General features: G+C 68.0%; 8 protein-coding genes. 6 read left to right on the top strand and 2 right to left on the bottom strand.

Going from position 1 to position 16804, the window contains the following annotated elements:
• The first annotated feature begins 326 nt into the window (after nucleotides 1–326).
• From QMF98_RS07955 to recO, 4 genes are all read left to right on the top strand, one after another.
• Nucleotides 327–6887, top strand: coding sequence for an RHS repeat-associated core domain-containing protein (locus tag QMF98_RS07955; protein WP_337975439.1), 6561 nt, complete (start codon nucleotides 327–329; stop codon nucleotides 6885–6887).
• Nucleotides 6884–7246, top strand: coding sequence for a hypothetical protein (locus tag QMF98_RS07950; protein WP_337975438.1), 363 nt, complete (start codon nucleotides 6884–6886; stop codon nucleotides 7244–7246). Before QMF98_RS07955 ends, QMF98_RS07950 begins: the two co-directional genes overlap by 4 nt.
• 870 nt (nucleotides 7247–8116) lie before the next feature.
• Nucleotides 8117–8947, top strand: coding sequence for an esterase/lipase family protein (locus tag QMF98_RS07945; protein ID WP_337975437.1), 831 nt, complete (start codon nucleotides 8117–8119; stop codon nucleotides 8945–8947).
• Entirely contained in the window at nucleotides 8938–10173 is a 1236-nt protein-coding gene (gene recO / locus QMF98_RS07940; RefSeq protein WP_337975436.1) for a DNA repair protein RecO, read from the top strand. Before QMF98_RS07945 ends, recO begins: the two co-directional genes overlap by 10 nt.
• A 260-nt stretch (nucleotides 10174–10433) precedes the next feature.
• On the opposite strand, the gene QMF98_RS07935 is transcribed toward recO, so the two are convergent.
• Both QMF98_RS07935 and QMF98_RS07930 read right to left on the bottom strand, forming a co-directional pair.
• Entirely contained in the window at nucleotides 10434–11849 is a 1416-nt protein-coding gene (locus QMF98_RS07935) for a hypothetical protein (protein ID WP_337975435.1), read from the bottom strand.
• Nucleotides 11846–12271 carry a hypothetical protein gene (locus tag QMF98_RS07930; RefSeq protein WP_337975434.1) on the bottom strand — a complete coding sequence of 142 codons (426 nt, stop codon included), beginning with the start codon at nucleotides 12269–12271 and terminating at the stop codon, nucleotides 11846–11848. Before QMF98_RS07930 ends, QMF98_RS07935 begins: the two co-directional genes overlap by 4 nt.
• 537 nt (nucleotides 12272–12808) lie before the next feature.
• Here QMF98_RS07930 and mobF point away from each other — a divergent pair.
• On the top strand, nucleotides 12809–16258 hold the full coding sequence (gene mobF / locus QMF98_RS07925) for a MobF family relaxase (protein ID WP_337975575.1): 3450 nt from the start codon (nucleotides 12809–12811) through the stop codon (nucleotides 16256–16258).
• A gap of 12 nt (nucleotides 16259–16270) precedes the next feature.
• Nucleotides 16271–16639 carry a hypothetical protein gene (locus QMF98_RS07920; protein ID WP_337975433.1) on the top strand — a complete coding sequence of 123 codons (369 nt, stop codon included), beginning with the start codon at nucleotides 16271–16273 and terminating at the stop codon, nucleotides 16637–16639.
• Nucleotides 16640–16804 lie beyond the last annotated feature (165 nt).

The following is a 16804-nucleotide window of genomic DNA, read 5'->3' as shown; positions in this document are numbered from 1 at the left end:
TGGATGGCTGCCGGCCTTCGCGAGGACGCCCCCTGAGAGGCACCCAGCGGCCGCGACCCTCTGCGTGCACGGCCCGCCGTCGCGTGCCGATCCAGACGTCGTCAGGAGTGGTCGAGTAGTTGGGAACAGTGGCCGACACCCTCGCCTGCCGCGCTAGCAGTCCCGTTGACGCAGCTCGAGCGCTGGGGTGTGGCGATCTGCATCGCCCCGGAGAGCGTCTGCAGAACTTGCTGCGGCTAGTGCATTCGGGCGAACTTCCTCCATTCCCCAGTGCATGAGTGGGGCTCTCCCTAGGCTCGTCGCGCTCGCATGAGACTGGGGGGACCGTGCTCGAGAATCAGGTACGTCGTGGCTGGGGCCGGTTCGTGGGCGCGGTCATCGCAACCTTGGCGTTGATCGTCACCGGCACGGTGGCGGCGCCGGCCGCACTGGCGGCCGATCCGATCCCATGGAGCGGGACGGTCACGTTGAGCTCGTCGGCTTCGACGGTGGACGTGCACAACCCGACCGCGTCGATCACAGCGACGTTCAGCCCGGCGATCAACGGCACGTACCTGCCGGGGACTGTTGTCGGTGTCTACGACAACACCGGTGTCCTGATCATGAGCTGCGGCAACGGCTCCAGCGCCTGCGCTTCCGGGAGCATCGGGACGACCGTCAGGATCGACACGAACGCCACACGGACGTTCACGGCGTTCGTGGGCACCTCTCTGCCAACAACGGGACCTCCGCAGTCGGGGGTCGCTGCCACGTCGAACACGGTGGCGGTGACGAACACCGGCTGGTCCGGGACGGTCTCGCTGACGATCTCCCGCACCCAGGTCGACGTGCACAACACCATGGCCAGCGTCACCGCCACCGCCGACGCACCCCTGGACGGCCCCTACAACCTGAGCATCTACGACGCCGACTCCCACCAGCTGATCGCGACCTGCAACCAGTCCACCTGCGGCGGCACCTCACGCAACGTCACCAGCAACAACGTCAGCACCACGACCAACGCCACCCGGCACTTCGTGGCCTACGTCGCCCAGGACGCCCCCGGCAACTACACCCTGCCCAGCAACGACGTACGCGCCACCTCCAACACGGTGGCGGTGACGAACACCGGCTGGTCCGGGACGGTCTCGCTGACGATCTCCCGCACCCAGGTCGACGTGCACAACACCATGGCCAGCGTCACCGCCACCGCCGACGCACCCCTGGACGGCCCCTACAACCTGAGCATCTACGACGCCGACTCCCACCAGCTGATCGCGACCTGCAACCAGTCCACCTGCGGCGGCACCTCACGCAACGTCACCAGCAACAACGTCAGCACCACGACCAACGCCACCCGGCACTTCGTGGCCTACGTCGCCCAGGACGCCCCCGGCAACTACACCCTGCCCAGCAACGACGTACGCGCCACCTCCAACACGGTGGCGGTGACGAACACCGGCTGGTCCGGGACGGTCTCGCTGACGATCTCCCGCACCCAGGTCGACGTGCACAACACCATGGCCAGCGTCACCGCCACCGCCGACGCACCCCTGGACGGCCCCTACAACCTGAGCATCTACGACGCCGACTCCCACCAGCTGATCGCGACCTGCAACCAGTCCACCTGCGGCGGCACCTCACGCAACGTCACCAGCAACAACGTCAGCACCACGACCAACGCCACCCGGCACTTCGTGGCCTACGTCGCCCAGGACGCCCCCGGCAACTACACCCTGCCCAGCAACGACGTACGCGCCACCTCCAACACGGTGGCGGTGACGAACACCGGCTGGTCCGGGACGGTCTCGCTGACGATCTCCCGCACCCAGGTCGACGTGCACAACACCATGGCCAGCGTCACCGCCACCGCCGACGCACCCCTGGACGGCCCCTACAACCTGAGCATCTACGACGCCGACTCCCACCAGCTGATCGCGACCTGCAACCAGTCCACCTGCGGCGGCACCTCACGCAACGTCACCAGCAACAACGTCAGCACCACGACCAACGCCACCCGGCACTTCGTGGCCTACGTCGCCCAGGACGCCCCCGGCAACTACACCCTGCCCAGCAACGACGTACGCGCCACCTCCAACACGGTGGCGGTGACGAACACCGGCTGGTCCGGGACGGTCTCGCTGACGATCTCCCGCACCCAGGTCGACGTGCACAACACCATGGCCAGCGTCACCGCCACCGCCGACGCACCCCTGGACGGCCCCTACAACCTGAGCATCTACGACGCCGACTCCCACCAGCTGATCGCGACCTGCAACCAGTCCACCTGCGGCGGCACCTCACGCAACGTCACCAGCAACAACGTCAGCACCACGACCAACGCCACCCGGCACTTCGTGGCCTACGTCGCCCAGGACGCCCCCGGCAACTACACCCTGCCCAGCAACGACGTACGCGCCACCTCGGGAAGCGTGCACGTCACCAACATTGGATGGAACGGTTCGGTCACGCTTCAAGTGAGGGCCACGACGACTCCGAACTGGGTGAGCGTCACGGCTACGGCCACCGCACCCCTGGACGGCCCCTACAACCTGAGCATCTACGACGACTCGGCCCGGCTGGTCGCCGTCTGCAATCAGTCCACCTGCGGCGGCACCTCACGCAACACCGTCAGCAACAACGTAAGCACCACTCCAGGCGGCCACACCTACGTGGCCTACGTCGCCCAGGACGCCCCCGGCAACTACACCCTGCCCACCAACGACGTGCGCGCCATCAGCGGCCGTCTGAGCTCGGCAGGTACTGGTCCGACGTCTGCCGGTGAGACGTCGGGCGGGTCAAACCCGTCGGTCGCCTGCAGTGACCGCTGCCACGCCGACCCGGTGAACACCAGCACCGGTGAGTTCTGGGAGTCGACCACGGATCTTGCTGTGACGGGCTCGGGGGCGCCGTTGTCAGTCGTGCGTTCGTACGGCGCCAGCCGTTCCGCAGTCGCCGGCGCGTTCGGCTACGGATGGTCCTCCAGCCTCGAGATGCAGATCGCCATCTCCGCTGGCGCCTCGGGCACGACCGTCGGCAACGCGTCCGAGCTGCGGATCACGCAGGAGAACGGCAGTTCATTGGACTTCGTGCGCGGAGCAGACGGCACCTACAGCGCGCCGGCACGAGTGCAGGCGACCCTCAAGCAGAACCCTGACGGCACCTTCGTCCTGGTCCGTAAGGCCACCCAGACCTACCGGTTCGATGCGAGCGGCCGCCTGGCCCGGATGGAGGACCGAAACGGGCAGGGCGTGACGTTGACCAGGGACTCATCGGGGCACGTCACCACGCTGAGCGACGACCGCGGCCGCGGCCTTACCTTGACCTGGTCCGGTGCCCACGTCGCCTCAGCGGCGGACAACACCGGGCGCACCGTCAGCTACGGCTACTCCTCCGACGGTGACCTGACCTCCGTCACGGCGCCCGACGGGAGCGTGCAGTCCTACGCCTATGACCTGCTGCACCGCATGGTGTCCATGACGGCCGCGGACGGTGGCGTGACGACGAACGCGTATGACACCGCGTCGCGGGTGGTCTCCCAGACCGACGCCTTGGAGCGCACCACCAGCTTCGCGTACGGGGACGGGCAGACCACGATCACGGATCCGGATGGGTCGAAGACGGTTGAGCGGTACGTCAACGGGCAGGTCATCTCGGAGACGAAGGCGGCCGGCACAACGCTGGAAGCCACGACGTACTTCACGTACGGGCCGACGAATCAGGTGACGTCGCAGACTGATGCTCTTGGTCGTATCGCGACGTTCACGTATGACGACGCGGGGAACCGGCTGTCGGCGACGGATCCGTTGGGTCGCACGACGTCGATGACGTACAACGGGTTCAACGAGCCGTTGACGGTGACGAACCCGGCCGGTGAGACCACCACGTTCGTCTACGACAGCCACGGCAACCTGCAGTCCAAGACGGACCCGACGGGTGCGGTGACCTCGTTCACGGTGAACCCGGACGGGACGGTCGCGTCGGCGACGGACGCGACGGGGAACGTGACCCGGTACTCCTACGACGCGCACGGGTACCTGGCCTCGACCACCGACCCGACCGGTGCGGTGACCACGGCGGTGTTCGATGCCGTGGGCCGGCAGGTGTCGGCCACGGACCCGCGGGGGAACGTGACGGGTGCGGCCCCGGCCCAGTACACCTCCACGATCGCCTACGACCCGGCGGGCCGGCCCCTGTCGACGACGGACCCGTACGGGTCGACCACGGCGATGGGGTATGACGCGGTGGGGAACGTGACCTCGAGCACCGACCAGCTGGGGCAGGTCACCACGTTCACCTACGACGCCGCCGGTCAGCGCCTCACCGCGACCGACCCGAACGGCTCGGTGACGAAGTGGTCGTACGACAAGGCCGGCCGGGTGGCCACGATCACCGCCCCGGACGGTGGGGTGACCAGCTACACCTATGACGCGGCGGGGAACCGCACGTCGAGCACGGACGCGGACGGTCGGGTGACGACCAGCACGTTCGACGTGCTGGGCCAGGTCGTCTCGACCACCACCCCGTCGGGGGCCACGACCTCGTACACCTACGACGCGGCGGGGCAGGTTACCAAATTCGTCGACCCGAACGGGCACGCGACCACTACCACCTACGACCAGGCCGGCCGGCCGGTCACGGTGACCGACGCGCTGGGCCGGGCGGTGAGCACGGCCTACGACAAGGCGGGGCGCACCACCCAGGTGACTCGCGCCGACGGATCCACGCTGGCCTGGGGCTATGACGCGGCGGGTCGGCAGACGTCCTACACCGACGCGTCCGGGGCGGTGACCAAGTACACCTACGACGCCGCGGGCCGGCTGAAAACCACCACCGACACTGCGGGTCGGGTCACCGCCTACGCCTACGACCCCGCCGGGCACCAGGCCACGGTCACTTACCCCGACGGCGGGACGGCCACGTCCACCTACGACCGGCTCGGGCGGCTGACGGGGACCACCTACTCGGGGACCACCCCGGCGACCACCCGTGCTTACGACGCCGCCTCTCGGGTGACGACTGCCACGTCGGGGTCCTCGAGCACGACCTACGTCTATGACGGCGCGGGGCGGCCGACCACGGTCACCACCGACGGGGCCACCGTCGGCTACGCCTGGACCGCCGGTGGCCGGCTGGCCACGCTGACCTACCCGGGTGGGAACACGGTCGGGTACTCCTACGACGCGGCGGGGCAGCTGACGAAGGTGTCGGACTGGACCGGGGGTGACTACCAGTACTCCTGGACCAAGGACGGGCAGGTCGACACCCTCACCTACCCCAACGGCGTGGCCACCCACCACGCCTACGACACCGCCGGGCAGACCACCGCGATCACCTCGGACACCTCCGCCGGCACCCAGCTGCTCAAGCTCGCCTACGCCTACGACAACGCCGGGCAGCTGACCTCCCAAACCGCCGACCGGTCCACCGGACCGCGCGCACCCCCCACCACGGCGACCACCACGTCCACCTACACGTGGGACCCGCTGGGGCAGCTCGGCCAGGTCACCGGCACCGAGACCGGCGCCTACGGGTTCACCAGCACCGGCCAGCTCACCCAGCTCCCCGACGGCACGACCCTGGGCTACGACAGCGCCGGGCAGGTCACCACCCGCACCGCGGCGGCCGCCTCCGACGGCACCCCCGGGCAGGTCACCAGCTACACCTACAACGCGCTCGGGCAACGCACCGGCGCCACCACCGGCGACCAGGCCACCGCCTACGCCTACGACCAGACCGGCAAGCTCACCAGCCTGACCGACCCGACCGGCGCCACCAGCACCTACACCTACGAGGCGTCCGGGCTGCGGTCCACCACGACCACCGCTGCCGGCACCCAACGCTTCGTCTGGGACTCCACCGCCACCGTCCCCGAGCTGCTCTCTGACGGCACTCACCAGTACGTCTACGGGGTCGGGTCCACCCCCCTCGCCCAGGTCAACGCCGACAACAGCGTCGACTACCTGCACACCGACCAGACCGGATCCGTCCGAAGCGTCACCGACCACTCCGGGAACGTCGTCGCCGACAGCGATTACAGCCCCTACGGCACCCCCACCGACATCAACGACGCGCCCGTCTCGGCCGTCACTCCCTTCGGCTACGCCGGTCAGTACACCGACCCCACCGGACTGCTTTACCTACGAGCCCGCTACTACGACCCCACCACTGGCCAGTTCCTCACCATCGACCCCCTCCTGGCCACCACCCACCAGCCCTACGCCTACACACCCGGCAACCCCCTCCAACTCACCGACCCACTCGGTCTCGACTGGCTCGACAACTTCAGCGACGGCATCGCCGCCTTCGGCGACGCGATCACCTTCGGCGGCACCCAACAGATCCGAAGGCTGATCAACTACGGTCTCAACGGCGAAACAGAAGACCCCGCCAATAGTTGCACCGCTGCATACAAATGGGGCCAGGGGATCGGAATAGCGACATCATTCGCGATCGATGGCGCAGGGCTGGTAGAGTTCGGCGCCAAGGCTATCGCGTTTGGCAAAGTACTTCACGCTGCCGATGAAGGAAAGACTGTCGCCAAGGCAGCCCGTGCTGCCGAGACCGCAGACGAGGGCAGCTTCCTCTACCGAGGGTTGGCAGCGGACCATCCGGGTCTGCAAGACGCTGCGAAGGGGATCGCCGAGCCCCGGGGAGGCCACGCCAGCCCTTCACTCCACAACGGGGGCAACACACTGAGCGAGTTCACTTCCTGGACGACGGATGAGTCGATCGCCCGAGACATCGCGTCAGAAGGCAACGGTCCGGGCGTGGTAATGCGAATAGCCAACGCGGATGACGCAGGCTTCAGCCGCGTGGCCTCGCCGGATGTTTACAACGAGAGCGAAGTGCTGATCAAGGGCCGCGTTACAGGCGCAGACGTCCTTCCGTGGGAGCCTCACCCGTGATGAACAAGGAAGAACTAGTCAAACTGGCGCTTGAAGCCCAATCGCGCATAGGTACGGCCGAGTTGGCGGCAAGGCAGCTTCGAAGTGCGGGGCCGCAGGATGTTCCGCATGCGCGCACCAGCACGTCTGAGTTGCTTCGCATTGAGACCCGCCGCCTTCGGTCACAACCCGACGACATAGTCGGCCTCGATGCGCTTGTCGGCGCGCTGCGTACAACGAGCTGCGCGTCAGTCGATCTCTACGCATTCAGCCACAACGGGGTCTCGACGAGTCTCGTAGTGACCGAATCTGGCGAACTCATTGGATGTGTCATCGGACCCGATCGACGTCGAATCGAACAGGTGAAGGAAGCCCGCTGAGTTTGAAATACCTACAATTCCAAACCCAGCGGTCAATGGCCAGGTTTGCTGCTGTGGCTCGAGGAGCTCAGTGGTTCCGGTAGACAACCGCAGCGACCGCCAACGCCGGGACGAGCGTCTTGCGGGTCGGACGGTGCTCGAGTGGCCACAGCGTGAACGCGAAGTCAAGGCGTCTCGGCCTCCTTTGCCCGCCAATACGGACGCGCCTGGTGCCGTCGGATGATTCTGATCAGTTCGAGCCCGAACACGACGGTGCGCGCTATCTAGGGGCGTCGAAGCCAGTGGAAGCGGCACGTCGGAGGCAACGGCGTCCGGTGAACATCTCTCTTCAGGTAGTACGGCAACGTCACCGGGCTGATGCCCGTCGGGTCCGCGCGGCTCCGGCGTGGTGGTCGCCGGAGCCTCCCTCGCGTCGACGTGGCACCGAGCCCGGCAGATGCTCGCGGCAAGCGCCGTCACGTGGCTCGCGGGAGCGGTCGTCGTCACCGCGGCCGGAACCGTCGGAGCGGTGCGGCTGCGGCGGTCCTAGAACTGGCGTCCGTCCACGAGCGCTCGCCGCGCGTCGGGCGCACCGAGAGTCGCTATCCGGTACGTCACCGGCACTCGCTCGGCTGCCGACGGGCGGAACACCCTCGGCGCGTCGGGACCACGGTTGCGCGCTACGGCCAAAGGAGTGACGCATCCCGATCGCCCGGCGGCATCAATACGCCGACCAAGCACGACGGTCCGCGCTCACGAGGTCTTGGCGCGGCGAGGCAGCCCCTACAAGTCGGCGGGTCCTGACCATGCACCCAGGGGGGTTCCGCCAGCTGTCACGATCCGAGCGCGTCACACGGCCCGTCGTGCCATTGACCCCTAGACTGCTAGACGATGTCCGCGCACATCTACTCACACATCAGCCATCCACTTCAGGTCCACGGACTGGCCTCCACGACGACGGCGAAACGCCTCGTGGTATTCCTGCACGGGTGGTGGGGCGACATCATCAAGAGCTGGGGCGACTTCGCGGTGAGCCCTGATTACGACCAGTGGTGGCAAGAAGCCGACCTTCTCTTCATAGGGTACGACTCGACGAGGGAAGACATCACAGCTATGGCCGCGCGGCTCGGCCGCTACATTCGAGACTTCTACCCGACGCCCGCGGTCAATTTCACGGCTGCACGGTTCAGTGACCCTGCGAATAGTAACGTAGAGTACGACGAATTGGTTCTTGTGGGTCACTCACTAGGTGGGTTGATAATCCGCCGAGCCGTTATTGACGCCGCTGATGAATGGGTCAATAGTACGAACTGCACCGGCGCGCCGCCGGTGCTTCTTGAAGCGCAGCTTCGGCTATTCAGCCCGGCCAGCGCAGGATTTCGCCCAGCCGGAAGGCTTGCGCTTGCCTATGGACCAGGAATCGGACCGTTCGTCGCTATGCTCTTAAGGACCGCTACCGCCTACAGCGACCTACAGCCGGGGTCCCAAGTCATCGCTAATACGCGGCAACGGACGGAACGGGCAGTGACCGAGTGGCATTTCGAGTCACTTCGCGCAGACCTGTTGTGGGCCAACCCAGATCGCGTTGTGATCACCGAGCGGTACGATACGGACCGCCACAGCCACGCAGCAGATGGAAAATCGCACAGGTCAGTCTGCAAACCAACATTGAAATATGATCTACCGTACGTATTTGTTGAAGGTGGTCGCGCATGGAGTTGAGCGACGACGTGATAGCGCTAGAGCTTGAGAATTTCCGAAATCTCATATACTCAACCACTGCGCAGCTCGACGAGTGGCTGCCGACACGGTACTCGCCGTACGCGGATCCCGAGAGGGTCGTCGGCAGCTATTTTCATGTAGAGGCGCATCGTTGGAATCTGTTGCTTGACGCAGCCCGCCAGGATGCGATTAATGGCCCCAATCATGGTGAGTATCAGAAGGAATTGCGTCGAGCGGTGTTGTCATCGTGGACAGGACTGTCGGTTGGGACGGTGGCTTACCTCGATCTCGTGGTCGGATCCAACGACGCGGAGTGGCGGCGATGGACCGGGAGCGTGGCATCTGCATTCGCTGGATCCCATCGCGTTCCCGATCCGGCGGTTCGGGAAGACCTTTTCATCTTCTCGACTGCCCTTGAGTACAGCCTCCGGGTGGCACAACGTTGGCCATCCAGTTGGCGATCGATACGAATGCTCCGCCAGAGCCGGCCGGATCGGTTTCACGACTTGGAATACCTGCAGGCTTATGGCGCGCGTCAGCTTCCGGAATTGGTCGATGTCGCATGGATCCGCGCCTCGTTATTCCCGGGGGTGTATCTAGATCCGACTGAGACGTATCCCCGCGACGATGACTCCCGCTTCGAAGCCGAGGCGGAGCTTTTCGACCGCCCGTTGAAGCCGGCGCGACCTTCGCCGGACAGGGCGGAGAAGTCGCGGTATCGAGACGAGGCTGTCATTCTCCGCGTCGCGGAGCTCGGTGAGGCCGATTCTCTAGTGACCATGCTCACGCGCAACCACGGCAACGTGAGAGCGGTAGTAAAAGGCGCTCGGCGGGTATCGAGTAGATTTGGCCAAACACTTGTGCCTTTTCAATGCGTCGATCTCCAGGTCCACGCTGGCCGCCATCTTGCCGTCATCATCGAGGCTGAAGTTCTCGGTGCCTATGCGTCAGCTATAGCTGCCAAAGAAGAGCTAATCTCGGCAGCGACCGAGATGGTGAGAATCGCTGACGAACTACTTCTGGATGCTGCAACGCCTTCACAGTACGCATTGCTGAAGGGCGCGCTAGGGCATCTAGCTGCCGGCCGGGGCGAAGTCTCGCAGACTCTTACGTCGTACGCCGTGAACTGCGCAACCCTCGCTGCCGGACGCGACGTAGACGCATGGTCCACGGAGTCTCTTGCCTGGCAGGAGGTGATGCGCCTCTTCTCAAGCGCCGATGAGTAGATGTTGTGTCACATTGAGTTGGGGCCGCGGGCGGGGGGCTGCTTCACGGATAGGTGAGACCCGACCTGTGGGGACGAGGGTCCCGCTGGAAGGATGTACACCGTGCCCAAACCTCATCCGAAGGAGTTCCGTAGGGATGTCGTGGCCGTCGTCTGCCGGGGCGAGGCGTCGAGCGGGCAGATCGCGAGGGACTCCGGGACCGTGCCCAGCATTGCCCGCAGCAACAAGTCCGACCGACCCGCAGAGATCGGCGGGGTCGGTCAGTCCAGGTCCGGCGAGAGCCACGGTCGTCCTTCGAACTCCGCAGGTCGGAAGAGGATCGGAGGCCCGTACTGTTTCGCTCGTGCCAAGGGCACCGCATATGGCGGGACATGGCCGGTGACCGCACCAATGGCCTCGTAGAGGTGCAGTGTCGCCCTGATGCGGGCTGCGGGCGCGGGGATCCGGCGGGCGCCGGTCAACTTGGCCGCAGCGGCGATTGGGTCCTCGCTGAGAGTCTCGCCATCCACGAGACGGGTCGGGATGTGTACCAAATCCGAGCGGGCGAGGGTCGCGTACGTGGTCTGGTTCATGCGGGCGACCTGGGCAAGCACGTCGCACGCGCCGTGCAGTACCTCGAGTGTCTCGCGCGTCTTCGGGTCGGAGATCGTCAGCGTGTGCGCGGGCCGGTGCAGCGGCACGGTCTCGGCGAGGATCTGGCGAGCGGCGAGGATCTCGACCCGGATCCCCGGGTCCGGCGGGCCCGGGGCGAGGTAGTCGTCCAGGTCGACCATGAGTCGTTGGAACGCGCGTGCGGTTGAGACGAGGCGATTGGACAGCGAGCTGGACGCGCGGAAGTCGATGCCATGGGCGTGGGCGGTGTGCAGATGAGCTGCCATGCCCAGGCCGGCCAGGTCGTGCAGCGTCACGACGGAGTAGTCCGGGGTCGTCTCGGCGAGCTGCCAGGCGGCGTGTCGGAGGCGCAGCATGCGGTCGCCGAGCTCGACGACCGGGTCGCCCTCACGCACGGGGTAGAGATTCGTGGTGACGTCGCGCAGTCCGCGTCCGTGCTCGTGGTCAGCCGCGAGCTTGTGCAGCCGGTGGGTCAGCGACTTGCTGGTCGACCGGTCCGGGAGCCAGGCGTTGACCTGCTCCCAGGGGATGTCGCGGTGTCGGCATGCGGCGCCGATCGCGGAGTCGGCGTTCAGGGTCAGGTCCGTTAGTGCGGCGATGAACGCAAGGGCGCCGTGGCGTTGCTCGGGGTCCAGCACCAGGGCTGCTTGCTCGGAGCGCGGTTCGTAGCGGGGGCCCACGTGCGTGGCGAGCAGGTCGGTGGCCACGCCGAGCTTGACGGCCGCGTCGCGCCACGGGTGGTCGAACGTCGGTTCGGGGTACGGCATCGGCACGGGTCGCTGCGTGAGAGGACCCAGGCTGGCGAAGAGGTTCGCCGCGACAAGGTCCAGGTCATCGTGGTCGGGCCGACCCCGGCCCTGGGGCGGCAGGTCCGCCGGGCGAGCCTTCGCCGGGTCGAGCAGCCACCAGGCGTGGTTGCGCAGGGCGGCCAGCAGGTCGTAGTACGTGCCGACGGTGTTCTGGGCCTGAGTGGGGTCCTGGAAACCCCGGCGCATCACCTGCAGCAGGCCGGTGTGGATGTCGACCCCGGCGCGCCCGACGAGGTCACCGTAGGTCGCCCTCATGACCGCAGGGCCGCCAGCACGTCGCGAGCCGCAAAGACCTTCGAACCGACCCTTCGCGCGAGCTGCCGGTCGCTCGGCGCGCAGTCGACGGCGCCGAGCGGAGTCAGCCAGTGCAGTGCGCCATCCAGCAGGCCGACGATCACAGAGCAGGTGTCCGCCACGTCGAGACTGGGGCCCGCGGGCCCCAGATCGACAGCGAGGGCCGCCAGCGGCACGTCGGGGTGCGCCCAGCCGACCTCGTCGCGCGCCTCCCCGGAATCCATCGCGGCGTAGGCCAGCTCGGCTCCCAGGTCGAGCGGCACCAGCAGAGACAGGCGGAAGGTGGCCTTGGTCGCGGCGAACAGCAGCGACCACACCCCTGCCCAGTCGTTCCCGACGTGCTCGAGCACCGCAGCGGCGCCCGTCGACCAGGTGTAGCTCATAGTGACCTCCGATCCCGCTCGGCCCCAGGGTCATGCGACGCCAGCGTCCACGTGGCCGGCAGCCGATGTTCTGTGGACGACTCCGTCCCTCATGAGCGGGTGTGCGGAATCGACGAAACACGCGACGCCGAGATCCGCTGCGCCCCGTGATCTCCGGCCCCCAAGGCCCCGGCTCCCATCGATCCGACCATCACCGCCCGATCACTCCTCGCGCACCGCATCCGCCCCCCACTCCCCCCGCCCCGCAGCACCTGCCGACCCTCCCGCCGCCATCGACCTGCCGGGCCCCCGCCATCAACCCGCTAGACACCTCTGGCACCCGGGCTCTGGTTCGGGCCGACGCCGTCGCGTGTTTCGGCGGATCCGCCCTCCCGCTGATGTGGGGATCTACGCGCGCGGCGGCCCGAGGTGGGGTGGTCGGCGGTGGTGATGACGACGCACCGGCTGTCCGCTGGGGCCGGGTATCGGTACCTGCTGCGGTAGGTCGCCACCGGTGACTGCCAGCGCACCGGGCCGGCCCCGGTCACGGCGTACTACCTGGAGTCGGGCAACCCGCCGGGCCGCTGGCTCGGCCGAGGCCTGGCCGGTCTTGCGGACCCCACTACCGACCGATCGGTGCTCTCTGCGGGCGCGGTGGTCGAGGAGGTGGGGATGTCGCGGCTGTTCGCGCACGGACTGAACCCGCTCACCGGTGTCCCGCTCGGTCGGGCCTACCCGGCTGTGGTCTCGCCCGCCGACCGCGTCGCGGCCCAGGTCAAGGCGCTCCCGGCGGACATGTCACCGCCGGCCCGGCAGGCGGCGGTCGAGGCGATCACCCGGGTGGAGCTGGGCCGGGACACCTCGCCGGTGGTCGCCGGGTTCGACCTGACGTTCACCGCGATGAAGTCCGTCTCGACCCTGTGGGCGGTGGCCGACGAAAGGACCCGGCAGGCTGTCACTGACGCACACGCCGCGGCGGTCGAGCAGGCGATGGACGTCCTGCAGGACCGGGCCCTCTACACCCGGACCGGGCACGCCGGGTGTCGGCAGGAGGCGACGCTGGGGGCGGTCGCGGTGGCGTTCGACCACTGGGACTCCCGCGCCGGTGACCCGAACCTGCACACCCACGTGGTCCTGGCCAACAAGGTCCAAGGCCGCGACGGCGCGTGGCGGTCGGTGGACTCCCGCGCACTGCACCACGCGGTCGTCGCAGTCTCCGAGGCCTACAACGGGTTCCTGGTCGACGAGCTGTCCCGTCGGCTGCCCGTGGGGTGGGGGTGGCGGTCCCGGGGTGCGCACCGGTCGTTGGCGTTCGAGCTCGACGGGATCAGCGATGAGCTCATGACGGCGTTCTCCCAGCGCACCAGCCAGATCGACGAAGCCATGACGACCGCCGTGGCCGGGTTCGCCGCCGGGCACGGGCGGGCGCCGAACCGGATCGAGATCACCCGGCTGCGCCAGCAGGTCACCCGCGCCACCCGCCCCACCAAACGGATCTCCCCGCTGCGCGAGCTCTTGAGCAGGTGGCGGCGGCGGGCCACCGATGTCACCGGAATGTCACCGCGCGACCTCACCGCGGCGGGCCTCCGTCACTCGCAAGTGCGACCCGTTCAGGCAGGGGCTGTTCCGGGCCTTGTCATCGACGACCTGGCCGGGCAGGTGCTGGCCGGGGTGCGCGAACGGCGCTCGACCTGGACCCGGTGGAACGTGTTCTCCGAAGCAGCACGCGTCACCCGAGCACTGATCACCGCTTCCCCGGCCGACCGCCTCGAGCTCCTGGACACGGTCACCGACGCGGCGTTGGGGCGGTGCATCAGCCTCGAGGCCCCGGCCGTGCTTCAGGCAACGGGCCGGTACACCCGTCCCGACGGGGGCACGGTGTTCGACCGGCCCGACGAGCACACGTACACCGACGCCGTCATCCTCCACGCCGAAATCCGCCTCCTGAATGCGGCCGCCGACCTCACGGCGCCGACCGCTCCCTTGTTTGACGACGCCCTGGTCCTCCCCGGCGACGCGGACGGCCGGCTCGCGAACGACCAGGTTGAGGCGGTCCGCTCGATCGCGGGATCCAAGCGGTTGGTCGACCTGCTGGTCGGCCCTGCCGGGTCCGGCAAGACGACCACGCTGGCCGCGGTGCGCACGGTCTGGGAACGGACCCACGGGCACGGGTCCGTGATCGGACTCGCACCGTCCTCCACCGCAGCGGCCAACCTCGCCGGAGCGTTGGGCATCAGCTGTGAGAACACGGCCAAGTGGCTGCACGAGTCCACCGGCCCCGGAGCCATCACTCGCGCAGGTGTGATCAACCAGCTGACGACGCTGCGTGAGCGCGCCAGCGGGATCGACCTGACCCGGCTGCGGACCATCGACACTGCCCTGGTCGACTACCACCGCCAGCAGCAGCACTGGACCCTGCAACCGGACCAGCTGCTCATCGTCGACGAGGCGTCCCTCGCCGGGACCCTCGCCCTGGACGAGCTGACCCGCCAAGCCGTCGCGGCGGGGGCCAAGGTGCTGCTCGTCGGGGACCACGCCCAGCTGTCCGCCGTCGACGCCGGCGGCGCGTTCGGTCTGCTCGCCACCCGCATCGGCGGGGCCCGGCTGCGCAGCCTGTGGCGGTTCACCCACCCCTGGGAAGCGGTCGCCACGACCGCCCTCCGTGACGGCAACCCCCGTGTCCTCGAGACCTACCAAGACGCAGGGCGGATCCACGCCGGGCCCGGGGAATCGATGCTCGAGGAGGCCTACACCGCCTGGTCGACCGACGTGGCCGCCGGCTACACCACCGTCCTGCTCGCCCCCGACACCGCCACCGTCACCGCGCTGAACACCCGCGCCCACAACGACCGCGTCCAAGACGGGCTCGTCGCCCCCGGCGGCCTGACCACCCGCACCGGGACCTCCCTCGGGGTCGGCGACCGGATCGTCACCCGCCTCAACGACCGACACCTGAGGACCGCCGGCGGGTACGTGCGCAACGGGGACCTGTGGGACGTGCACCACATCAACCCCGACGGGTCCCTCACCGTCGCCCCCGCACGGACCCGCCTGGCCCGCCGTGGCGTCGTCGGCACCGCCGGCTCGCAGGACAGCGACCCTGTCGTGCTCCCGGCCCAGTACGTCGCCGACCACGTCGAGCTGGCCTACGCCACCACCACGCACCGCGCCCAAGGCATCACCGTCGACCGGGCGCACGTGCTCACCCACGCCGGCATGACCCGGGAGAACCTCTACGTCGCCATGACCCGGGGCCGCGAGGCCAACCACCTCTACGTCGCCACCGACACCCTCGACACCGACTGCGACGGTCTGCCCGACCCGCACGCCGGCCTCGACGCCCACGACATCCTCACTCGCGTCCTGGCCACCACCGGCGCCGAACAGTCCGCCACAGCCACGATTGCCACCCGGCAGGACGAGGCCACATCCCTGCGGCGGCTCGAACCCATCGCCCGCACCCTGTACGCGGACGCCGCCCAAACCCGATGGACCCAGACCCTCGCCGACCACGGGATGACGCAACCGGCAATAGACCGGTTGACGCGCTCCCCCGACGCCGGACGCGTGTTCACGACGCTCGACCTCCTCGCGAGACTCGCGCCGGATGCGGACGTCATTCTCGGCAATCTCATCACCGCCTTCGAGCCCCGCACGGATCCCGCGTCAGAGCTCCTGTCTGGGGCTCGGTCGTACTTGGACCGGCACGGCGACGAAGCCCGCGACATCGGCGCCGTCCCAGACGCGACCGGGCTCGACACCACCGGGAGTGACTTGCTCACCCAGGTCAACCAGCTCATCGACGAACGGATACACGCGCTGACCTACGCAGCCCTCCAGACCCACCCGCACTGGCTGGACAGACTCGGGCCCGAACCCCTGGACCCAGCCGCCCACGCCGCCTGGCTCGGCGAGATCACCACCACCTCGGCCCATCACGACAGGCTGCCCGCCAAGACCGCAGCCCGCGGCGCCGCCCTCAGCTCAACCCCGCCCACCTCGCGCTAGGAGGACCCCGTAATGACCCAGCCCGACGGCTTCTACCCGCCGCCCCGACTGACGCAGCCACGACAACCACCCGTTGTATTCGCCTGGTCCGCCCAGACACCTGACGACGAACACCTCTTCCTCGAAAGCCTCGACCTATGGGTGCTCTGGCTCGCCGACCGCTACCAACTCGACCACCGCACCCTCCCCGAATGCTGGCGCCAACACCCCGAGCTCATCGAAGAGCTCTCCGCCCTGCACCTGTCCTGGAAGGGCTCCTTCGCGACCACAGCACCGCACGACGCACCGCTGCTGTGGCACGAACGGTTCGCCATCGCACGGGCTCGAATCGGCGACTGGGTCGCGCGGCTCGGGTGCAGGCCCGGCAGCCACCGAGAGTGACGCGCCCACACGTTCTACCGCACTAGCGCCGCCGGAGGCTCCGGCGACTTGGGCCATCGCCGCGCCATGGCGGCGCAAGGCAAAGTCGCCCCGGTCGCCATCGAGTGCGGCGGCAACGACGGTTCGCCCAATGCCGTCTCTCCTAGCCGAGACACGGTTTACGAG

Source organism: Cellulomonas sp. NTE-D12, from assembly GCF_027923705.1.
In the GTDB taxonomy this organism is placed as follows: domain Bacteria; phylum Actinomycetota; class Actinomycetes; order Actinomycetales; family Cellulomonadaceae; genus Cellulomonas.
This window is presented reverse-complemented; position numbering and strand designations above follow the sequence as displayed.